This is a genomic window from Streptomyces xiamenensis (genome assembly GCF_000993785.3).
Lineage (GTDB): Bacteria > Actinomycetota > Actinomycetes > Streptomycetales > Streptomycetaceae > Streptomyces > Streptomyces xiamenensis.
In genome coordinates this window covers 3,718,983-3,739,374 of sequence record NZ_CP009922.3, presented here as the reverse complement: position 1 = coordinate 3,739,374, position 20,392 = coordinate 3,718,983, and the positions used below count along the sequence as shown (strand labels likewise).

Annotated in this window: 24 protein-coding genes and 1 riboswitch; of the genes, 12 read left to right on the top strand and 12 right to left on the bottom strand. The window is 72.3% G+C overall.

The genetic code is table 11. The features are described from left to right. Positions 1-80: 80 nt before the first annotated feature. The 4 genes from SXIM_RS17345 to SXIM_RS17330 all read left to right on the top strand — a co-directional run bounded on the left by SXIM_RS17345 (position 81) and on the right by SXIM_RS17330 (position 3,694). Positions 81-758, top strand: coding sequence for a response regulator transcription factor (locus SXIM_RS17345; protein WP_030728672.1), 678 nt, complete (start codon positions 81-83; stop codon positions 756-758). Beyond that, positions 656-2,335, top strand: coding sequence for an ATP-binding protein (locus SXIM_RS17340; RefSeq protein WP_375878097.1), 1,680 nt, complete (start codon positions 656-658; stop codon positions 2,333-2,335). Before SXIM_RS17345 ends, SXIM_RS17340 begins: the two co-directional genes overlap by 103 nt. Continuing rightward, entirely contained in the window at positions 2,332-2,985 is a 654-nt protein-coding gene (locus SXIM_RS17335; RefSeq protein WP_030728678.1) for a hypothetical protein, read from the top strand. The genes SXIM_RS17340 and SXIM_RS17335 overlap by 4 nt, the downstream gene beginning before the upstream one ends. A 61-nt stretch (positions 2,986-3,046) precedes the next feature. Further along, entirely contained in the window at positions 3,047-3,694 is a 648-nt protein-coding gene (locus SXIM_RS17330; RefSeq protein ID WP_052385087.1) for a VanZ family protein, read from the top strand. Between the two features lie 156 nt (positions 3,695-3,850). On the opposite strand, the gene SXIM_RS17325 is transcribed toward SXIM_RS17330, so the two are convergent. The 3 genes from SXIM_RS17325 to SXIM_RS17315 all read right to left on the bottom strand — a co-directional run bounded on the left by SXIM_RS17325 (position 3,851) and on the right by SXIM_RS17315 (position 6,807). Continuing rightward, positions 3,851-4,186 (bottom strand): hypothetical protein, encoded by a 336-nt coding sequence (locus tag SXIM_RS17325; RefSeq protein WP_030728684.1) that lies wholly within the window; start codon positions 4,184-4,186, stop codon positions 3,851-3,853. A gap of 340 nt (positions 4,187-4,526) precedes the next feature. Next, a complete protein-coding gene (locus tag SXIM_RS17320; protein ID WP_030728688.1) occupies positions 4,527-5,675 on the bottom strand; it encodes an adenosine deaminase in 1,149 nt (382 codons plus the stop codon). Positions 5,676-5,790: 115 nt separating this feature from the next. Beyond that, positions 5,791-6,807 (bottom strand): LysR family transcriptional regulator, encoded by a 1,017-nt coding sequence (locus tag SXIM_RS17315; protein WP_030728690.1) that lies wholly within the window; start codon positions 6,805-6,807, stop codon positions 5,791-5,793. A 93-nt stretch (positions 6,808-6,900) separates the two neighbouring features. Between SXIM_RS17315 and SXIM_RS17310 the strand changes: the two genes are divergently transcribed. From SXIM_RS17310 to SXIM_RS17295, 4 genes are all read left to right on the top strand, one after another. Continuing rightward, positions 6,901-8,229, top strand: coding sequence for an MFS transporter (locus tag SXIM_RS17310; protein WP_030728693.1), 1,329 nt, complete (start codon positions 6,901-6,903; stop codon positions 8,227-8,229). 212 nt (positions 8,230-8,441) lie between these two features. Further along, entirely contained in the window at positions 8,442-8,930 is a 489-nt protein-coding gene (locus SXIM_RS17305; RefSeq protein WP_148236129.1) for a hypothetical protein, read from the top strand. Positions 8,931-9,079: 149 nt separating this feature from the next. Continuing rightward, positions 9,080-10,306 carry a threonine--tRNA ligase gene (gene thrS / locus SXIM_RS17300; RefSeq protein ID WP_046724627.1) on the top strand — a complete coding sequence of 409 codons (1,227 nt, stop codon included), beginning with the start codon at positions 9,080-9,082 and terminating at the stop codon, positions 10,304-10,306. A gap of 55 nt (positions 10,307-10,361) precedes the next feature. After that, positions 10,362-10,982, top strand: a complete 621-nt coding sequence (locus tag SXIM_RS17295; protein WP_078635250.1) for an AAA family ATPase — start codon at positions 10,362-10,364, stop codon at positions 10,980-10,982. A 53-nt stretch (positions 10,983-11,035) separates the two neighbouring features. Here the strand turns inward: SXIM_RS17295 and SXIM_RS17290 are convergent, their stop codons facing one another. Together SXIM_RS17290 and SXIM_RS27485 are read right to left on the bottom strand one after the other, a co-directional pair. Further along, positions 11,036-11,350, bottom strand: coding sequence for a DMT family transporter (locus SXIM_RS17290; protein WP_046724626.1), 315 nt, complete (start codon positions 11,348-11,350; stop codon positions 11,036-11,038). Between the two features lie 12 nt (positions 11,351-11,362). Further along, positions 11,363-11,436: riboswitch (guanidine-III (ykkC-III) riboswitch) on the bottom strand. 35 nt (positions 11,437-11,471) lie between these two features. Further along, a complete protein-coding gene (locus SXIM_RS27485; RefSeq protein ID WP_158707989.1) occupies positions 11,472-11,612 on the bottom strand; it encodes a hypothetical protein in 141 nt (46 codons plus the stop codon). A gap of 506 nt (positions 11,613-12,118) precedes the next feature. Between SXIM_RS27485 and SXIM_RS17285 the strand changes: the two genes are divergently transcribed. After that, positions 12,119-12,364: a DUF7848 domain-containing protein gene (locus SXIM_RS17285; protein ID WP_078635252.1), complete on the top strand. Its 246-nt coding sequence runs from the start codon at positions 12,119-12,121 to the stop codon at positions 12,362-12,364. On the opposite strand, the gene SXIM_RS17280 is transcribed toward SXIM_RS17285, so the two are convergent. Further along, positions 12,318-12,791, bottom strand: a complete 474-nt coding sequence (locus SXIM_RS17280; protein WP_078846958.1) for a winged helix-turn-helix transcriptional regulator — start codon at positions 12,789-12,791, stop codon at positions 12,318-12,320. The two genes, SXIM_RS17285 and SXIM_RS17280, sit on opposite strands and share 47 nt — an antisense overlap. Before the next feature lie 98 nt (positions 12,792-12,889). Between SXIM_RS17280 and SXIM_RS17275 the strand changes: the two genes are divergently transcribed. Next, positions 12,890-14,338, top strand: a complete 1,449-nt coding sequence (locus tag SXIM_RS17275) for an MFS transporter (RefSeq protein WP_046724624.1) — start codon at positions 12,890-12,892, stop codon at positions 14,336-14,338. Here SXIM_RS17275 and SXIM_RS17270 read toward each other — a convergent pair. Genes SXIM_RS17270 through SXIM_RS17260 form a run of 3 tightly spaced genes read right to left on the bottom strand, consistent with a single transcriptional unit; the run spans position 14,319 to position 15,963 of the window. Beyond that, entirely contained in the window at positions 14,319-15,062 is a 744-nt protein-coding gene (locus tag SXIM_RS17270) for a cation efflux transmembrane domain-containing protein (protein WP_046724623.1), read from the bottom strand. The genes SXIM_RS17275 and SXIM_RS17270 overlap by 20 nt on opposite strands. Continuing rightward, positions 15,062-15,397 carry an ArsR/SmtB family transcription factor gene (locus SXIM_RS17265; protein WP_030728717.1) on the bottom strand — a complete coding sequence of 112 codons (336 nt, stop codon included), beginning with the start codon at positions 15,395-15,397 and terminating at the stop codon, positions 15,062-15,064. The genes SXIM_RS17270 and SXIM_RS17265 overlap by 1 nt, the downstream gene beginning before the upstream one ends. A 56-nt stretch (positions 15,398-15,453) precedes the next feature. Further along, on the bottom strand, positions 15,454-15,963 hold the full coding sequence (locus SXIM_RS17260) for a tetratricopeptide repeat protein (protein ID WP_030728720.1): 510 nt from the start codon (positions 15,961-15,963) through the stop codon (positions 15,454-15,456). A 51-nt stretch (positions 15,964-16,014) separates the two neighbouring features. Between SXIM_RS17260 and SXIM_RS17255 the strand changes: the two genes are divergently transcribed. Further along, positions 16,015-16,431, top strand: a complete 417-nt coding sequence (locus tag SXIM_RS17255) for a GNAT family N-acetyltransferase (RefSeq protein ID WP_046724622.1) — start codon at positions 16,015-16,017, stop codon at positions 16,429-16,431. Between the two features lie 144 nt (positions 16,432-16,575). Here SXIM_RS17255 and SXIM_RS17250 read toward each other — a convergent pair whose 3' ends face one another. Both SXIM_RS17250 and SXIM_RS17245 read right to left on the bottom strand, forming a co-directional pair. After that, entirely contained in the window at positions 16,576-17,955 is a 1,380-nt protein-coding gene (locus SXIM_RS17250) for a GntP family permease (RefSeq protein WP_030728726.1), read from the bottom strand. Positions 17,956-18,012: 57 nt separating this feature from the next. Beyond that, positions 18,013-18,522: a gluconokinase gene (locus SXIM_RS17245; protein WP_030728730.1), complete on the bottom strand. Its 510-nt coding sequence runs from the start codon at positions 18,520-18,522 to the stop codon at positions 18,013-18,015. Between the two features lie 164 nt (positions 18,523-18,686). On the opposite strand from SXIM_RS17245, the gene SXIM_RS17240 reads away from it, so the two are divergent. After that, on the top strand, positions 18,687-19,421 hold the full coding sequence (locus SXIM_RS17240) for a FadR/GntR family transcriptional regulator (protein WP_234306792.1): 735 nt from the start codon (positions 18,687-18,689) through the stop codon (positions 19,419-19,421). 42 nt (positions 19,422-19,463) lie between these two features. Here the strand turns inward: SXIM_RS17240 and SXIM_RS17235 are convergent, their stop codons facing one another. After that, on the bottom strand, positions 19,464-20,324 hold the full coding sequence (locus SXIM_RS17235; protein WP_046724621.1) for an LppU/SCO3897 family protein: 861 nt from the start codon (positions 20,322-20,324) through the stop codon (positions 19,464-19,466). Between the last annotated feature and the right edge of the window lie 68 nt (positions 20,325-20,392).

Genomic DNA, 20,392 nt, shown 5'->3' with positions numbered 1-20,392 from the left:
AGCGGTGTCACAGGCGCCCGGGACCTCTTCCGGGAACGCACGGTCGAACTCTCCGGGGTCCATAGGCCACAATGAGCCGCGTGGCTTTCCTGTTGCTGATCGAGGACGACGAGGCGGTACGTACCGCCCTGGAGATGAGCCTGTCCCGCCAGGGGCACCGGGTGGTGACCGCCGCGACGGGCGAGGACGGCCTGACCCTGCTGCGGGAACAGCGGCCCGATCTCATCGTTCTGGACGTCAACCTGCCCGGAATCGACGGTTTTGAGGTCTGTCGTCGCATTCGCCGCACCGACCAGCTGCCCATCATCCTGCTCACCGCGCGCAGCGACGACATCGATGTCGTCGTCGGCCTCGAATCGGGCGCCGACGACTACGTGGTCAAACCCGTCCAGGGCCGGGTGCTGGACGCCCGGATCCGCGCCGTCATGCGACGCGGCGAGCGCGAGTCCCACGACGCGGCCACCTTCGGCGCCATCGTCATCGACCGCGCCGCCATGACCGTCACCAAGAACGGCGAGGACCTCCAGCTCACCCCCACCGAGCTGCGGCTCCTGCTCGAACTCAGCCGCCGCCCCGGTCAGGCGCTGTCCCGGCAGCAACTGCTGCGCCTGGTGTGGGAACACGACTACCTCGGTGACTCCCGGCTGGTGGACGCCTGCGTCCAGCGGCTGCGCGCCAAGGTCGAGGACGTGCCGTCCTCCCCGAAGCTGATCCGCACGGTGCGCGGCGTGGGCTACCGGCTGGACACTCCTTCGTGACACGGCGCGCCAGGGGCAGGTTCATACGGAGCGCACTGCGGCTCACCTCGCTGCGACTGCGCCTGGTCACGGTGTTCGCCCTGGTGGCGCTGGTCGCCGCCGTGTCGGTGTCCGGCATCGCGTACTGGCTCAACCGCGACGCCGTCCTCACCCGCGCGCAGAACTCGGCCCTCAAGGACTTCTCCCAGGCGCTGGGCGACGGCGCGGGCGGGCTCCCCGAGGATCCCGCCTGCGAAATGCTGCGCGACATGGGCACGATCATGACCAGCGGCAACCAGACCTATCAGGTGGTGCTGGTCGACCGGGGCGGCGAGGACGGCGACTGCGTCATCGAGACCGCCCCCAAGAGCTTCCGGCTCGACATGGTGCCGGCTTCCCTCGTCGACGCGGTGCACCAGCGGCGCGAGGACACCGAAGCCCCGTACCACCTGTACTGGCAGCGGGTGGAGATCGACGGCGACCCGTATCTCATCGGCGGCGCGCAGGTCATCGACGGCGGCCCGACCGGCTACCTGCTGGCCTCCCTCATACCGGAGCGCGACGATCTCAACTCGCTCGCCTGGTCGCTGGGCATCGCCACCGCGCTGGCCGTCATCGGCTCGGCGCTGCTCGCCCAGGCCGCCGCCACCACGGTGCTGCGGCCCGTGGCCCGGCTGAGCAACGCGGCGCAGCGGCTGGGCGAGGGCAAGCTGCACACCCGTCTCGAGGAGCGCGGCGCGGACGAACTGGCGGAGCTGTCCCGTACGTTCAACGCCGCCGCGGAGTCCCTGGAGCGCCGGGTGGAGGATCTGCGGGCCCGGGAGGCCGCCAGCCGCCGCTTCGTCGCCGACATGTCGCACGAACTGCGCACCCCGATGACCGCGATCACCGCCGTCACCGATGTGCTGGAGGAAGAGGTCGACAGCCTCGACCCGATGGTCGCCCCGGCCGTCCAGCTGGTGGTGAGCGAGACCCGCCGCCTCAACAGCCTGGTCGAGAACCTGATGGAGGTCACCCGCTTCGACGCGGGCACCGCCAAGATGGTCCTGGACGACGTCAACATCGCCGATCAGCTCACCCACTGCATCGACGCCCGCGCCTGGCTGGACGCCGTCGAGCTGGACGCCGACCGCACGATCACCGCCCGGCTCGACCCGCGCCGCCTGGATGTCATCCTCGCCAATCTGATCGGCAACGCCCTCAAGCACGGCGGCGGCCGGTCGGTACGCGTCTCGGTGCGCGAGGAGAGCGACGAGGCGCTGGGCCGTGACGATGTCGTGGTGGAGGTCGCCGACCAGGGGCCCGGCATCCCGCAGGAGGTGCTGCCACACGTCTTCGACCGCTTCTACAAGGCGAGCGCGTCGCGACCGCGCTCCGAGGGCAGCGGTCTTGGGCTGTCGATCGCGCTGGAGAACGCCCATCTGCACGGCGGCGAGATCTCGGCGGCGAACGCCCCGGGCGGCGGTGCGGTGTTCACCCTGCGGCTGCCGCGCCAGCCCCCCAGTGAGAACGACGAGGACACGGACACCGACGGCGGGGACGACGGGGATGGCGGCGGCGCCGAGGGCGGCCGTCCGGGAGAGGAACGCAGCAGGTGAGGGCAGGTACGGAACGCACACGGCGGACGCGGCGCACCGGGCGGGCGGGCCGGACCACCGGGCTCGGTGTGGCCGCCGCGCTCCTCGCGCTGGCCGGCGCCACCGGGTGCGGCATCCGCTCCACCAATGTGCCGGTGGACGCCGGACCCGCCCCCTCCCGAGCGAGCTGCGACACCACCATGGAGACCTCCGGCACCGCCGGGACGGTACTCACCGGCGGGGCCGAGGTGTTCCTGGTCTGCGGCACCCGGGTGGAGGCCGTCTCGCGCACCGTGGACACGGCGGAGGTCGGCTCCGACCGGCTGCGGATGGCCGCCGCCCTGCTGACCGAGTTGCAGAACGACCCGGGCGGGGACGAGCAGGCGGCCGGGTTCACCAGCGCCGTGCCCCTGGATCTCGCCGTCTCCGGCCCGGTCGGCGACGACCCGGAGACGGTGCTGCGGCTGAGCCAGCGCCCCAGCGAACTGCCGGCGTTCGCCCTCGCCCAGATCATCTGCACCTTCGCCGGGGTGGAGGGCCTCGGCAACGGCCACGCCGTGGTGCTGGGCGGCCCCGCCGACTCCCCCGACCCCCGCCCGCAGACGTACCCGTGCAGCGCGGCGATGCGGCACAGCCCCGAGTCGGCGCCCTCGGTGGGCCGCTCGCTGTAGGCGCCGCAGGTCACATCGAGCGCGGGGAACCGTACCGGGGGGCAGGGGCGTCCTGGAATCCGTGCACCGTCATCACGGCGGCCCGGCGGGGCTCGCCAAGCGCGAAAGCGGTCATCGCGGCGAGATCCGCGACCAGAAGGTCGACCCGAGGGTTCGGGTGGTGGCCTTCGTCCTGCTCACCGTGTACCTCGCCGTCGTGGGCTGGCTGATGCTGCGCCCGCGGTCCGTGATGTGGGTGTCACCGCCCAATCTGGAGCCGCTGGCCACCATCCGCGCCGACCTCGCGGCGGGGCCCGGGCAGGCGCTGCGCACCATCGGCACGGGCCTGGGTGTCTTCGCCCCGCTGGGGGTGCTGCTGCCGCTGCTGGGCCGGCGGCTGGGCGGCACCCGCTTCGTCTCGCTCTTCCGCACGGTGTTCGCGGCGGCGATGATCTCGCTCGGGATCGAACTCATGCAGTCGCTGGAACCCACCCGGGTCGCCGATGTGGACTCGCTGCTGCTGAACGCCTCCGGGGTCACCCTCACGCATCTGCTGTGCTACGGGAAGCTGCGGGATCTGCTGCTGCGCGACACCACTCCGCCCTCGCCGTCCCCGCGTCCCGAACCCGACGCCGTGCCGGCGCCGATCGGTTCGGCGGCGCCGTTCCGGCGGCCCGAGCCGCGGCGCGGTACGGCCCACCGGGTCGGACTCGCCCCCGGCGCGCGGTAGCGTGGAGGGCAGCACGGCAGCACCACGAACGAGAAGGGCCGCACCCCACGGCTGGGGGTACGGCCCTTCTTTCGTGCGTGTCCCGGGTCCGGGACCGGGTGGCCCCGGACCCGGCTGCGCCCCGGTCCCGGCCCGGGGAGCGGGGAGCGGCTGGTGTCAGCCGAGCAGCCCGCCCTTGAGCGCGCCCGCGGGCAGCCCGCCGAGCAGACCGCTGGTGGCCTGGTTGAGCACATCGCCCTGGCCGCCGAGCAGGCTGTTGGCGTCGGTGGTGCCGTTCAGCGGCTTGGTGACCTCCTGGAGGCCGGCGGCGGCGTTCCCGCCGTTACCGGTGAGACCGCCGGCCACCTCGCCCAGCGGCACGGCCTTCACGACCTGACCGGTGGTCCCGGCCACCAGCTCCTCGCCCAGCGCGTGGGCGGAACCCGCACCGGTGGCGGCGAGCGCGGCACCGACAGCGGCGGCACCCAGGGTCTTCACGGTGGTGTGCTTCATGAGTCACTACGTCCTTGTGTGGGGTGGGATGTCAGCGGCGAGGCCGTGTCCGACACATAGCGCCGGTCAGGCCCGCGGCGGCTGGTGCGGTGCATCGCAAGGCAGAGAGTCGCCCTCATAGCGGGTTATTCGGGCGATTCGACAACGCAGCGAGGTGCCGTGCCAGGCGTCGCGGGCCAGGCGGGATGTGTCAGACGCGGCCTAGGGCCCGAGGGCGAACGTAGCCACTGAAAGCCCGCGCCGCAAAGGATCGAAATGTCTCGCGCGTCCCGCCCGCCGGTCGGATCAACTGCCTTTCGCGGCAGGCCCACACGCCGCGGCACGTCACCATCCGGCCAGGTCAGGCAGGGTTCTCCGACACGGATGGGAACAGCCACTCGGAGCGTAGTGCGGCATATCCCGGCTTGATCACCTCGTTGATCATCGCCAGACGTTCATCAAAAGGAATGAACGCCGACTTCATGGCATTCACCGTGAACCACTGAAGATCGTCGAGCGAATACTGGAACGTCCGTACGAGATGCTCGAATTCACGGCTCATGCTCGTATCGCTCATCAGCCGGTTGTCGGTATTGACCGTCACCCGGAAACGCAGCCGCCGCAGCAGACCGATGGGGTGCTCGCCGTACGAGGTCGCCGCCCCCGTCTGGAGGTTGGAGGTCGGGCACATCTCCAGCGGGATCCGCTTGTCACGGACGTACGCCGCCAGCCGCCCGAGCCGTACCGCGCCGTCGTCGCCGACCTCGATGTCATCGATGATCCGCACCCCGTGGCCCAGCCGGTCGGCGCCGCACCACTGGAGCGCCTGCCAGATCGAGGGCAGCCCGAACGCCTCGCCCGCGTGGATGGTGAAGTGGTTGTTCTCGCGCTTGAGGTACTCGAACGCGTCCAGGTGACGGGTGGGCGGGAACCCGGCCTCGGCGCCCGCGATGTCGAAGCCGGCCACGCCGCGATCGCGGTAACGGTTGGCGAGTTCGGCGATCTCGAACGCGCGGGCGGCGTGCCGCATGGCGGTGAGCAGCGCGGCGGTACGGATGCGGTGGCCGGCCGCGGCGGCGCGCCGTTCACCCTCCCGGAACCCCTCGTTGACGGCCTCGACGACCTCCTCCAGGGTGAGCCCGTCCTCCAGATGCTGCTCGGGGGCGTACCGGATCTCCGCGTATACCACCCCGTCGGCCGCCAGGTCTTCCACGCATTCGGCCGCCACCCGGACGAGCGCGTCCCGGCGCTGCATCACGGCGCAGGTGTGTGCGAACGTCTCCAGATAGCGCGGCAGCGAGCCGGAGTCGGCCGCCTCGCGGAACCAGACCGCCAGCTTGCCGGGATCGGTGGCCGGAAGCCGGTCGTAGCCCTGCTCGGCGGCGAGTTCGACGATGGTGGCCGGGCGCAGCCCGCCGTCGAGGTGGTCGTGGAGCAGGACCTTGGGGGCGCGCAGGATCTGTTCCCGGTTCGGCACCGGGGCATGGCGGGACGGAGAACTCTGAGTCATCCCGGCACTGTAGCGCCTACGCGCGTAGATGAGGGGGAGGAAACCCGTCGTCCCGCGGCCGCGGGGCGGGCGGTCCGGGGCCGGGGCGGGGGCGCGCCCGCGGCTCCCGCTCGGCCTACGCCTCCCGCCCCGGGTCCGGATCCATGCGGCCGGTCCCCGCGAACCGGCCGCGCCGCCCCAGCAGGAACCGCTTGAAGTCGGCGACCGGACGGGTGTCCGGGTGCCCCGCCAGCCAGGCGACACCGATCTCGCGCACCGCCCGGGGAGCCGTCACCACCAGATCGCGGGCGGTGGGCCGGGGCACCATGGGCGGCGGCAGCAGCGCCACCCCCAGCCCGGCGGCGACCAGGCCGCGCAGCGTCTCCGGCTCCTCCCCCTCGAAGGCGATCTTCGGTATGAACCCGGCCCGCGCGCACAGCACATCCGTCAGCTTCCGCAGTCCGTAACCGGGTTCGAGGGTGACGAAGGGCTCGTCCGCCGCCTCGGCCAGCCGCACCCGTTTGCGGTTGGCGAGCCGGTGCCCGGCCGGTACGACCAGGAACAGCCGCTGCTCGTCCAGGCGCCGCGTCACCAGGTCGGGGGCCTCGGGGATCGGGGAGGTCAGGCACAGGTCCAGCTCGCCCAGCCGCATCCGCTCGATCATGTCCTCGCCGTAGCTCTGGACGAGCGCGAACCGCACCCGGGGGTGGTCCACGCGGAACTCCCGGATGAGGGCGGGTACGGTTTCCGGACCCATGGTGTGCAGGAACCCGAACGCCACCTTGCCGGCCGCCGGATCCGCGTCCGCGCGCACCGCCTCCGCCGCGCGGCCGATCTCGCCGAGCGAGCGCTCCACGGAGCGGGCGAAGGCCCGGCCCGCCGGGGTGAGGCTGACGTTGCGGCCGTGCCGGGCGAGCAACGCCACCCCCAGGTCGGCCTCCAGCCGGGCCATGGCACGGCTGAGCGTGGACTGCGGTACGCCGAGTTCGCGCGCGGCCTGGGTGATGTGCTCGTGCCGGGCGACGGCGGCGAACTGGGCGAGGCGCGGGCTGAGCAGCGCGGCCCACGCCTCGGGCGGTACGTCGGCACCCGCCGCGATACCGCCGCCCGCGCTTGTTACACGAATGTCTTTTCCGTTGCCCGGATATGACATGGACCCCCACCACCTGCATTGATGCACTGGAGCATCAATCATCGCAGCTTTGTGCATTGGACGCATGAAAGGCGCCGTCCTAATTTTGACGACATGCCCACCGCAGCAGCCACGAAGGTGTCGGCCACCGCCGACCCCGCTCTAGTCCAGGCCCCGAGCCCTCACCCGAAGCCCACCCCGGCACCGACCACGACCGCGACCGTCCCGGCGACCCGCACCCCGGCCGCCGCCCCGGTCCCGCGCCTCCGCGTCAACCTGGCCCTCTTCGCCCTCGGCGTGGCCACCTTCGCGCTGCTGTTCTCCACCCAGGCACTCCTGCCCGACCTCGCCACCGCCTTCTCGGTGGCCCCGGGCCAGGCCAGTTGGACCATCTCGGCCACCACCATCGCCCTGGCCGCCGCCGTCCTGCCGCTGAGCGCGCTCAGCGAACGCTTCGGCCGCCAGCAGCTGATGACGGTCTCAGTGGCCGTCGCCGTGGCCCTGGCCCTGGTCATCCCCTTCGCCCCCGACCTCACCACGCTGATCGCCCTGCGCACCCTCCAGGGCGCGGCCATCGCCGGCATCCCGGCCTCCGCCGTCGCCTACCTCTCGGAGGAGCTGGACGCCCGCTCCACGGTCGGCGCGGTCGGCCTGTTCATCGCGGGCAACAGCGTGGGCGGCATGCTCGGCCGCATCCTCACCGGCTGGGTCGCCGAGGGCTGGGGCTGGCGCGCCGCGCTCGCCGCCGTCGCCGTCCTCGCGCTGGCCGCCGCCGTGCTCTACCGGCTGCTGCTGCCCCGGGCCCGCAACTTCACCCCCACCGCGCTGCGGCCCCGCGCCCTGCTCGCGACGGTGCGCACCCACCTGTCCGAGCCGCTGCTGGTGCGGCTGTTCGCGATCGGGCTGCTGCTGATGTCGGCGTTCAGCGCCGTCTACACGGTGATCGGCTTCCGGCTGGTGGCGGAGCCGTTCGGCCTGTCCGCCGGGCTCATCGGCTCGGTGTTCGTCATCTACCTGGTGGGCACCTGCTCCTCCTCGGTGACCGGCCCCATGGTCGAACGCCTCGGCCGGCGCGGCGCCCTCTACCTCGCCATCACCACCGTGACCGGCGGGCTGCTGCTGAGCCTGGTCGACAACCTGGCGACCGTGCTGCTCTCCCTGGTGCTGATCACCGGCGGCTTCTTCTTCGGCCACGCCGTCGCCTCCGGCTCGGTGAGCCGGGCCGTGACCCACGGGCGGGCGCAGGCCTCGGCGCTGTACCAGGTGGCGTACTACCTGGGCAACAGCGCGGGCGGCACGCTCGGCGCGGTCATCTTCCACCGGGCCGGCTGGGAGGGTGTGGTGGCCTTCGGTCTCGTCGCGCTGCTGACCACCGCGGGCATCACGCTGTACGCCACTGGGCGCGCCCGGGTGGTGCGCCGGCGCGAGGCCGCCCTCGCCTGACACAACGGCACAAGGGCGGAACCGCCCGCCCCCGGGGGACGTGATAGAGGCCACACTCCTTCCCCCGGGGGGACTTCGATGGCCAGTGGTACATCGCGCGGCGCCGTCGCCGCACTGCTCAACGCCAGCGGGCCGGGTTACCCGACCGTGGCAGGAAGCGCTCCCCTCAACGGGGTGCGCGGAAGTCAAGACATCGAGACGAGCCTGTGCTGATGCGCGTCGAGCCGATGGGACCGGTGCTCGCCGCCCTCGCGAACCTCTTCGGTACGGGCCTGCTGGGGGGCGGCGGGTGGCTGGCGGTGTCCTTCGCCCACGGCGCCCTCGCCGACGCCGCGACGACGGTGGACGCCGTCGTCTTCGGGGCCGTGGCGCTGTTCGGGGCACTCGTCGCGTACGTGGGCCTGGGCACGCTGCTCCACAACCGGGACCGGCGGCGCTCCACCCGCCGACTGGCCACCCAAGGGGTGGACGGGGCCGCCGAGGTGATCGCCATCGGCCCCGAGGACATCACCCCGGACGGCCTGAGCACCCAGCACGAGCTGCGGCTGCGCGTCACGGGTCCCGGCTTCGAGCCGTTCGAAGCGAGCAGCACGGAGCCGGACGCCCACTTCCCCGGCCTGGTGGTGGGCAGCCGCCTGGCCGTCGTCGTCCATCCGCCCAGCCGGGAATTCACCCTGCACCGGGCCGACCCCGTCTGTTAGGGTCCGCGGCATGAAGCGCGCTGCCAGCACGACGACGCCGGAGAGTGTCCCGGCGCGCTGACCCATGTCTGAGTCCGAAGCCCCGGGGCGAGTGCCCCGGGGCTTCGCCGTGTGGTCACCCGCCCCTCCCCCGGAGGGAGACCACCACCATGACCACCGACGCACCCGATCACCGCACCCTGGGCCGCGCGCTGGGCCTGTTCGACTCCGACAAGCTCATGGGCGCGGGTCTGCCGTACTGGCTGCCCGCGGGCGCGGCCGTACGCCACGCGCTGGAGCGCTACATCCACGAGGCCGAACGCCGGGCCGGCTACCGGCATGTGTACTCGCCGGTGCTGGGCAAGCGCGAGCTGTACGAGATCTCCGGCCACTGGGACCACTACCGCGAGGACATGTTCCCGCCGATGGACCTGGGCGGCGGCGAGCAGATGCTGCTGCGGCCCAGCCTGTGCCCGCACCACGCGCTCATCTACCGCTCCCGCGCGCACAGTTACCGCGAGCTGCCGCTGCGGATGGCCGAGCTGGGCGGGATGTACCGGTCCGAACTCTCCGGCGTGCTGGGCGGACTGACCCGGGTGCGGGCCATCACCCTCAATGACGCGCACATCTTCTGCACCGTCGAGCAGGTGGCCCACGAGGCACGGGCCGCGCTGGAGATGATCCGCCGGGCGTACGAGGCGCTGGACATCCGGCCGGCCCGGTACCGGCTTTCGCTGCCGGGCGGGGGCGGAAAGTACGTGGCGGCGCCGGAGATGTGGCGGCGCTCGGTGGTGCTGCTGCGGGAGGTGCTGGACGATTCCGGCCTGCCGTACGAGGCGGCGGAGGGCGAGGCGGCCTTCTACGGGCCGAAGATCGACGTACAGATCGCCGACCCGGCGGGGCGCGAGTCCACCCTGTCGACCGTGCAGGTCGACTTCCACCAGCCGGAGCGGTTCGATCTGCGCTACACCGGCGCGGACGGGGCCGCGCACCGCCCGGTGATGGTCCACCGCAGCATCATCGGCAGCGTGGAGCGCGTGGTGGCCCATCTGATCGAGCGGCACGGTGGCGCGTTCCCGGCCTGGCTGGCGCCGGTGCAGCTGGCGATCCTGCCGGTGGGCGACGACCAGCTGGCGCTGGCGGACGACGTGCGGTCCCGGGCGCTGGACCTCGGTCTGCGGGTGGAGCTGGTTCCCCGGTCGCACGGCACCCTGTCCGCCCGGATCCGCGCGGGCCGGCTGATCCCCTACCAGGCGGTCATCGGCACCCGGGAGGCGGCGGCCGGCGGGCTCTCCCTGCGTCTGCGGAACGGCGAGCGCCTGCCGGCCGAACCCGCCGGGGCCGCACTGCGGCGCGTCGCCGGGGCATGCGCGCCGGGCGGCGGGGCGGCCGGGTAGCGGCGGGTGGGCCCCCGCCTCCACCCCACCGACCGCACCGGGGAGAATCCGTGGAATGACCACCCGTTCACTCGGTTCCTCCGTTGTCCTGATCACCGGAATCATGGCCGCCGGGAAGTCCACCGTGGCGCAGCTTCTCGCCGAACGGCTGCCCCGGGCCGCGCACGTGCGGGGCGATGTGTTCCGGCGGATGATCGTGTCGGGGCGCGAGGAGATGCGGCCGGGGGAAGCGGCCGAGGCGCGGGCGCAACTGGAGCTGCGGCACCGGCTGTCGGCACTGGTGGCCGACGAGTACGCGCGCGAGGGCTGGACCGCGATCGTTCAGGACATCGTGCTCGGTGAGGATCTGCCCCGGTACCTCGCCCGGTTGCGCACTCGTCCCGTGTACGTGGTGGTGCTGGCCCCGTCCCCGGAGTCGGTGCACCGGCGGGAGGCCGGCCGGGCCAAGAACGGGTACGGACCGGGCCCCTGGACGGTCGAGGTCCTGGACCGGGGGCTGCGCGCGGAGACTCCGCCGATCGGTCTGTGGCTGGACAGTTCGGACCTGACCCCCGAGGAGACGGTGACCGCGATCCTCGACGGACTCGATGCCGCCCGTGTCCTGGAGGGCGGGGATGACCGCGTCCCCGCCCAGGAGGGCAGCACAGGTCCGGGTGGCGGGAGCCCGCGGGAGTGACCCGCGGGCTCCGGGCGCGGGTCCGGCACCGGCCGGCACCGGGACCGCATCGCTCAGTGGGCGGCCTTGAGCCCGACCACTCCGCCGACGATCATCGTCAGGAACACGATCTTCGCCACGCTCACCGACTCACCGCCGGTGACCATGGCGTACGCGACGGTGAGGGTGGCGCCGATGCCCACCCACACCGCGTACGCCGTTCCGATGGGAAGATCGCGCATCGCGTACGCGAGGCCGGCCATGCTGCCGACGAGTCCTACGGCGAAGACCACGGACGGACCGGGCTTGGTGAAGCCTTCCGACCGGCCCAGCGCGGTGGCCCACACCGCTTCCAGCGCACCCGAGATCACCAGAATCAGCCATGCCATGACGAGCCCTCCTGCGGGCCGTCTTGTCGCACACCGGGTACGGCACCCCTCGTCCGGGAGCCCACCTGACTGACCGGGGGCTCCGTGTCAACGTCTCACACCCGCCCCCACCGGGCAAGCGTCACCCCGGCGGCGTGATCAACCCCTGCTCGGCCCGGCCCGCCATGACCGCCGCCTTCTTCTCCACCTCGATCACCAGCGCGGGCGGGGCGCCCTCCACGACGTAGCCCTCCGTGGGGTCATACTCCCGGGGGCGCTCCATGCGACGCCCCGCCGATAGCGGTTCCCGTCGGCGGGAGGGGGTCGGTCTCTTCATGGGGCGGGGTCAATTGCTGTGGGCATGGCGGCACTTCTCTCGTTGACGGCGAAAGGCCCTTTCGCTCTCGACGGTAGCGGGGTCTGGCTGCCACGCGTTGGCGTTTCACGGAAAAGCGCGGCGAAATGCCCCTGGAGAGTGATGACTTCTCGGGAAGGCGACGTCCGGACTTCGTCAACTCCACTCCACGTCCGGGGAATGAGCTGACGAGGGCGGGGGTACATCTGCCCGCTGTGATGCCCATCGCTGAGTCCAGCACCGACCCCGGGGCCGCCGGCCCGGCCCCCGCTGTCCGGTCGGTGACCTGCCGTCCGTACGCCGTGCGGCGACTGATCGAGGTGTTCCGTGGCGGAGAGTGAACAGCAACGGCGCCGGAAAGAACTCTTGGACAGACTCAGGGAGGCGAATGTGCGCAGCGTGCTGCACCGGACGTTCAAGAGTGGAGGCATGCGGTGAGTGTGCGGCGATTGCTGCGGTACCGGAACTGGACGCTGGAGCCCGATGTGGAACCGGACTCGGAGCCGACCAAGTTCGCGATGCGCTGCGCGGTGTGCCGTAAGAAATCACCGGTGTCGGTGGAATTCGAGGCGCTCAGCCGCTGGGTTTTCCATCACGTCGGGCGCAATCCCTCCCACCACTCCTATCAGGAGATCATCGTCCGTCCGTGGCGGGCCTGGATGGGGCCGATGGCGCGCTGACCTCCGCGGCAGCGGCGGCGGCCCGGTCGTACGCGGTGCGGGCCGCCGCGATCGCGTCCTGGTGGGTCTCGGTCCAGATCACGAGGGACTGGATGGCCTCGTGCAGGGTGCAGCCGAGCGGGGTCAGCGCGTACTCGACGCGGGGCGGGACCACCGGGTACACCGTCCGCCTGACCAGTCCGTCGCGCTCCAGCTGGCGCAGGGTGACGGTGAGCATGCGCTGGCTGATGCCGTCGATGTCGCGGCGCAGCTCCATGAAGCGCATGGTGCGGTGTTCCAGGAGCGCGACCACCATCAGGGACCATTTGTCGGCGACCCGGTCGAGGATCTGCCGTACTTCGCAGTCCTCGCGGCGGTCCCACTGAAGTGCCTGGTCGGGGATGGTTACCCGGCAGGTACGGGGTGATTCGAAAGTGCCTTCTTCCACAGCGATCCAGGGTGCCGCAGGATCGGGTCGGTATCAAGAAGGAACTGGCGTGCTGATCGGTAAGCGCTCGCACGTCCCGCACCCGCCCAGGAGCCCCGTTGCCCACCTCACCCTCCCCCGCATCCGCCGCGGGCCGCCTCGGTGGCCGTGAGTGGGGCGTGCTCTTCGTGCTCTGCGGAGCGATATTCCTCGAAGGCATCGACATCGCCATGCTCAATGTGGCGCTGCCGTCCATCCGCGCCGATCTCGGCCTGTCCACCGGCACGCTCCAGTGGGTGATGAGCGCCTACGTGCTGGGGTACGGCGGGTTCATGCTGCTCGGCGGCAGGGCGGCGGACCTGTTCGGGCGGCGCCGGATGTTCCTGTTCTGGCTCACGGTCTTCCTGCTGTTCTCCGGGCTGGGCGGGCTGGCGGACGACGGCTGGACGCTGATCGCCGCCCGCTTCGTCACGGGGGTGGCGGCCGCGTTCATGACGCCCGCCGGGCTGTCGCTCGTCACCACCACCTTCGCCGCCGGGCCGCAGCGCGACCGGGCCCTGCTCATCTACTCCGGGACGGCCGCCGGCGGGTTCTCCACCGGGCTCGTGGTCGGCGGGTTGCTGACCACCGCCGGGTGGCGCTGGGTGTTCTTCGCCCCGGTGCTGCTGTCCGCGGTGATCCTGCTTGCCGCCCTGCGGTTCCTGCCGACCACCGCCGACGCGGCGGGCGGGCCCCGTACCGAACGCCTGGACGTGCTGGGCGCGATCACCGTCACCGCCGCGATCGTGCTGCTGGTGCTGGGCGTCGAGCGTGCCGCGCACACCGGGGGCCGGCAGACCGCCGGGACACTCGGCGCGGCCCTGGCGCTGCTGGCCGTCTTCGTCCTCGTGGAACGGCGCACGACCGTGCCGCTGGTCCGGCTGGGAATCTTCCGCAACACGGCCCTGGTGCGGGCCAATCTGATCGCGATGCTGCTGTTCGGGGCGTTCTTCGGGTTCCAGTTCGTCGCGGTGCTCTACCTGCGCGAGTACCGGGGCTGGTCCGAGCTCCGGACCAGCTTCGCGCTGCTGGTGATCGGCCTGGACGCGATCCTGTCCCCGACCCTGACCCCGCGCCTCATCCGCCGGTTCGGCAGCGCCCGGGTGATCTTCGCCGGGATGCTGACGGCGGCACTCGCGTACGCGCTGTTCGCGCGGGTCGGCGCCGACTGGACCTACGCGGCGATGTTCCCGGCCTTCCTGCTGCTCGGGCTCTCGTTCGCCCTGGTGTACGGGCCGCTCACGATCGTCGGCACCGAGGGCATCGCGGCGCGGGAGCAGGGTCTCGCGGGCGGGCTGTTGTACACCTCGTTCCAGTTCGGGGCGGCGCTCGGGCTGTCCGCCGTGACCGCCGTCAGCGCCTCCGTCGGCGGCGGGGACCCGCTGGACGGCTATCACGCCGCGCTGCTGGTGCCCCTGGCCGCCGCCCTGCTCGCCGCCGCGATCTCGGCGTTCGGGCTCGCCCGGGGCCGGGGCACGGGCAGGTCCCCGGAGCCCGCGCCCGCTCCGGTCAGCGCGCCGGTGAGCTGAGCCGCTCCCCCGCGCAGCACGCGTCGGGCGCCGCCGGCTCCGCCGCCCGCCCCGGGTCCGGAGGCGGCGGTGTCGCGCAACAGGCGTCTCCGCGCCAGGCGTTCCGCCCCTCCTTGACGGCGATGGCGGCGATGACGAGGGCGACGACGGGATCCGCCCAGGACCAGCCGAGGGTGGCGTTGGCGAGGAGGCCCGCCAGGAGGACGGCGGACAGGTAGGTGCACAGCAGCGTCTGCTGGGAGTCGGCGACCGCCGAGGCCGATCCGAGTTCGCGCCCGGCACGCCGCTGGGCGGCGGACAGGAACGGCATGATCGCGAGCGACAGGGCGGCCAGCACGATTCCGGTCATCGAGTGGTCCGCCTCGTGGCCGCCTGTAAGGGCACGGACGGCGTCGACGCTCACGTAGGCGGCGAGCGCGAAGAAGGACACCGCGATGATCCGCAGCGCCCGCGCCTCCCGGGCCTGGCGCACCGCGCTGTCGGCGGCCGAGAATTGCCAGGCGACGGCGGCGGCCGAGGAGACCTCGACGAGCGAGTCCAGGCCGAAGCCGACCAGGGCGGCGGAGGAGGCCACGGTCCCGGCGGTGATGGCCACCGCCGCCTCGATCACGTTGTAGGCGATGGTCGCCGCCACCAGCCACCGCACCCGGCGGGTGAGGAGGTCACGGCGCGCCGGGACCAGGGGCGGGGCCGGGGGCGGGGAGCCGGATATGCCGGTGGTCATCAGCAGCAGCCGTCCCGTTCGGCGTCCGGGCAGGTGCGGTCCGCCTCGACGGCGACGACGGCGGCCCGCAGATCGTCCAGCGCGTGGCCGAGCCGGTGGTCGGCGAGTTCGTAGCGGGTGCGGCGGCCGTCCGGGACGGCGCTCACCAGGCCGCAGTCGCGCAGGCAGGCCAGGTGGTTGGAGAGCCGGGTGCGGGAGATGGCGAGGGCGTCGGCGAGGTCGGAGGGGTAGGCCGGAGCCTCGCGCAGGGCGAGGAGCAGCCGGCAGCGGATCGGGTCGGCGAGGGCGCGGCCGAACCGGGCCAGCACCTCGATGTCGGGGGCGGTGGTCAGCATGAAATGACAGTACAGCCATTCCTGAATTCACGAAAGCCTGAACCGATTCGGGCCGATCACTCCACCAGCAGGCGCGCGTAGGCCGCCATCGACCGCTGGTAGCGGGGCAGATGCGGGGCCAGGGCGGTCAGCGCGACCGAGACCGCCTCCCGTTCGCGGCCCACACCGGTCAGCGCGAGCGCCAGGGTGGCGCGTACCGCGTCGTCCAGGTGGTCGGAGCCGGCCGCCAGTTCGGCGGTGAGCAGGTCCACGGCCTCCTGCGGGTGGCCGAGGTTGCGCAGCGAGCTGGCGAGCTGGATCACCGCGCGGCGGCGCCGTTCGCCGGGCAGGCCGCCGGTGGCCAGGGCCCGCCGGTAGTGCTCCACGGCGCGGTCCGGGTGGCCGGTGGAGTCGTACGCGCAGCCGCGCTCGAAGTCGGCGACCGCGCTGCCCGGCGGCAGTTCGGCGGCCAGCTCCGCGACGGCGGCGCGGAACTCCGCCGCGTCCTCGTAGCTGTCGATGGCGGCCCACAGTGCGGCGTTGCGGCGTTCCCAGCCGGGGGGAAGGTGCTCGTCCTCGGTCGTCATGCGGCCATATTCGCTGGTCGGACGGGAGACGGGTACCCAATAATCCCCGCCATGGACGACTACGAGTTCTCCACCGACCCCGCTCGCCTGGACCCGGCCCTGGTGCACCACTGGCTGTCCACCGACGCCTACTGGGCACTGGGGCGCACCCGCGAGAAGCAGGACGCGGCCATCGCCGGGTCGCTGAACTTCGGGGTGTACGAGCGGGCTTCGGGCGCGCAGGTCGGGTACGCGCGGGTGGTGACGGACCGTGCGACCTTCGCCTGGCTGTGCGATGTGTACGTGGCTCGCGCGGCGCGCGGGCGGGGCCTGGGGACGGCACTGGCGCGGGCCGTACGGGATCACCTGGCCCCGTACGGTCTGCGCCGGATCATGCTGTGCACGCAGGACGCCCACGGCGTCTACGAGCGGGTCGGCTTCGCGCCGCTGGCCGCGCCCGAGCGCTGGATGAGCCTGGGCCTGCAGTAGCGGCGCGGGCTCAGTCCGCCGGCCGCGGCGACGCGGGAGAGGCCGGGGGACGACGTGGGCCCCGCGGGCTGCGTCGGCCGCGTCCGCCCCAAAGGCCGGGGCGGCGGGATCGTCGCCGATCCCGCCGCCCCGGTGGCCGCTGACTCAGGCGATGGCGTAGATGGCCGCCGCCAACGAGAAGCCCATCACACCGAAGATGGTCTGGAGCACGGTCCAGGTGCGCAGCGTCGTCTTGACGTCCATGCCCATGAACCGGCCCACCAGCCAGAAGCCGGAGTCGTTGACGTGGCTGGCGACGACGGAGCCGGCCGCCAGGGCCAGCACGATGGCCGCCACCTCGACGGAGTTGAAGTCCCCCGCCAGGACGACTCCCTGGATGAGGCTGGCCGCCGTGATGAGCGCGACCGTGGCCGAGCCCTGGGCGATGCGCAGCGCGGAGGCGACCAGGAAGCCCACCACGATGACGGGCAGGCCCAGGTCGGAGAGGGAGTCGGAGAGCGCGTCACCGATGCCGCTGGCGCGCAGCACCCCGCCGAACATGCCACCGGCGCCGGTGATCAGGATGATCGAGGCGATCGGGCCCAGCGCGGAGTCCGTCAGCTTCTCGATGACCTCGCCGCCGCGTCCGCGGCGGGTGCCGAGCACGTAGCTGGCGACGAACACGGTGACCAGCAGGGCGATCGGGGTGGCGCCGATGGCGCGGGCGAACTGGTACCAGCCAGCGTCGCCGTCCACCCAGCCCGCGGCGCGGGCCATGTCCAGACCGGTGTTGGCGAAGATCATGACCAGCGGGAGCAGCAGCAGGCCGATGACGGTGCCCGGGGACGGCGGGTTCTTGTCGTGCTCGACCTGCTCACCGCCGGTCAGGATGTCCGGCACGGGGAGGACGAAGCGCTTGCCGACCCACAGGCCGAAGAGGTAGCTGCCGACGTACCAGGTGGGGATGGCGACGACCAGGCCGAGCAGGATCACCAGGCCGATGTCGGCGCCCATGAGTTCGGAGGCGGAGACGGGGCCGGGGTGCGGGGGCACGAAGATGTGCATCGCGGAGAACGCGCCGGCGACCGGCAGGGCGTACCGCAGGATGCCGCCGCCGAGCCGTCGGGCGACCGTGAAGACGATCGGCAGCATGACGACGAGGCCGGCGTCGAAGAAGATCGGGAAGCCGAACATGAGGGAGGCGAAGCTGAGCGCCAGCGGGGCGCGGTCCTCGCCGAAGCGGCGGATGAGCGCGTCGGCGAGTGCCTGGGCGCCGCCGCTGACCTCGATCAGCCGGCCGAGGATGGCGCCGAGCCCCACAAGGAGGGCGACGCCGCCGAGAGTGGTGCCGAACCCCTGGACGAGGGTGTCGACCACGTGTGCGGAGGGGATGCCGGTGGCGAACGCGGTCGCCAGGCTGACCACGATCAGGGCCAGCAGGGCGTGCACCCGCAGCTTCATGATCAGGAAGAGCAGCACGCCGATGGCGCCGGCGGCTATGCCGAGCAGCGGGCCGGCGCCCATCGTTTGAGTCCAGGTGTCCATGCGGAAGCTCCGTTGCCTTCGGGACGGTGGGGAGGGGGAAGTGCCGGGTGGCAGGGGTTACGGGCGCAGGCCCAGCGCGGCCAGGGCGTCCTCGGTGATCTGCTCCGGGGTGCGGTTCAGGTCGACGGTGACGCCGTCCTCGTCGTCCTGGAGCGGCTCCAGGTCGGCGAACTGGGAGTCCAGCAGCGAGGGCGGCATGAAGTGGCCGGTGCGCAGGTGCAGCCGTCCGGAGATCAGCTCGCGGGAGCCGGCGACGTGGACGAAGCGGACCCGGCCGTTCGCCTCGCGCAGCAGGTCGCGGTAGCCGCGCTTGAGCGCCGAGCAGGCGACGACCGCGGATTCGCCCTGGTCGGCCCGCACCGTCATCCAGTCGCGGATGATGCCCAGCCACGGCAGCCGGTCGGCGTCCGTGAGGGGGGTGCCGGCCGCCATCTTGTCGATGTTGGCCTGCGGGTGCAGCAGATCGGCCTCCGCCATCGGCCAGCCGAGGCGGTCGGCGAGCAGCGCGGCGACGGTGGTCTTGCCGGCGCCGGAGACTCCCATGACCACGAGCGCGGTCGGCGACATCGGCCTCTCCTCACTGAAAGGTGTTACCAATTGACGGGAAAGGTAACACCAATGTTGACGGCGAGAAAACCCCCCGCGACGTACCTCACAACGGCACCTCGGTGCGTACTCCCGTGCCTGCGGTGGGTCACCGGCCGCGCGGGGCGCCGGGATAGGCTTCCGGGGTGGGGAGCGACAAGATCAACGGCAATGGTCAGGGCGAGTCCAAACACCACGAGGTGCTGGACACCCTCGGCCTGGAGATCACTTCCGGCGTGCTCCCCGAGGGGCGCGTGCTGACGCTGGACGCCATCCAGGAACGGTTCGGGGTCTCCCGCACGGTCGCCCGCGAGACGATGCGGCTGCTGGAGTCCAAGGGCCTGGTCGTCTCCCGCCGCCGGGTGGGCATCACCGTGCAGCCCGCGGGCTCCTGGCAGGTGTACGACCCCCGGGTCATCTGGTGGCGGCTGGAGGGCCCCGGCCGCGACTCCCAGCTGCGCTCGCTCACCGAACTGCGGATCGCCGTCGAACCGCTGGCCGCGGCGGCGGCGGCCAAGCACGCGGGGCCGGCCGAGCGCGCCCGGCTGGTGGAACTGGCCACCGCCATGCGCCCGCTGGGCGAGGCCGGCCGGCTCGAACCGTTCAACCACCTCGACGTGGAACTGCACTCCCTGGTGCTGAGCGCCAGCGGCAACGAGATGTTCGCCGCGCTCACCGACGTGGTCGCCGCCGTGCTGCGCGGGCGCACCCAGCTGGGGCTGATGCCCGACCGGCCGGTCCCCGAGGCGCTGGACCTGCACGAGGCGGTCGCCCTGGCCGTCGCCGAGGCGCGGCACCAGGACGCGGAGGAGGCCATGCGGCTGCTGCTCTCCGAGGTACGTGACGCGATGGTCCCGCTCGGCGCCCAGAACGGGCGCTGAAGGGGACCACCGCGTCGCGTCAGCGGGTTCGGAGCGCGGGGCTCAGCTGCCGTACACCGTCATGCACAGCACATCGCCGTCGCCGCCGTCGAGGTTCTGGTACCAGTACGTGTTGTAGTCGCTGCCGCCCTGGCGGCAGACGTCACCGCCCCAGTCGCCGTTCGCGGCGGGCACACCGGAGACCTGCATGATCTGGTTGTACGGGACCGGAACCTGGGAGGCCGAGCAGTTGATCGCCGTCATCAGCCCGGTGCGCATGGTCGCGTCGTCGCCCTCGCCCTCCTGCTCCGACATCAGGCACTCGCCGACCCGGTACTGCCGTTCCACGCACAGAGTGGTGTAGGTCGTCGCCCAGGTCTCCTCGTCCGTGAACGAGTGGGTCCAGGTGGTGGCGTTCAGCTCGAAGCCGTCGCAGAAGCCGTAGTCGTCCATGACCTCGACGACCTTGAGGTACGCGTCGTCGGCCGCGCAGTCCACCGGCTCGGGGGTCTCGGCGTTCCAGGTTCCGTCGTTGTCGGTCTGGTAGTTGGCCAGACAGTCGCCGGAGCTCACGGCGGCGAACGCCTCCGAGACCGGGTCCGCGGGGGCACCGCCCCCGCCGGCGTCGTCCGCGTCGTCGCTGTCCGCCGGGTCCGTACCGGTGTCCAGACCTTCCGGCAGTTCGATCTCCGGCATCTCCGGGGCGGGGCCGGCCAGGCCGCCCCCGTCGTCACCGCTGTTCATCCCGAGGGGGATGACGATCGCCGCCAGCACCACGAAGGCCGCCGCCGTGGCGAGCGTTCCCTTCAGGGTGTTGTCCTGCTGATGGGGGTGGGGGTGGGGCTGAGGCTGGGGATACGGGGCGTGCGGAGGACCGTAACCCCCGCCGTAGCCGCCGTTGTAGCCCCCGTGGCCGTTGTTCATGGGCTGGACTCCTCTTCCTGCCCATGTCAGGACGCGGCCGGCCCCGTTCCGGTTCCTTTGTCAGACCA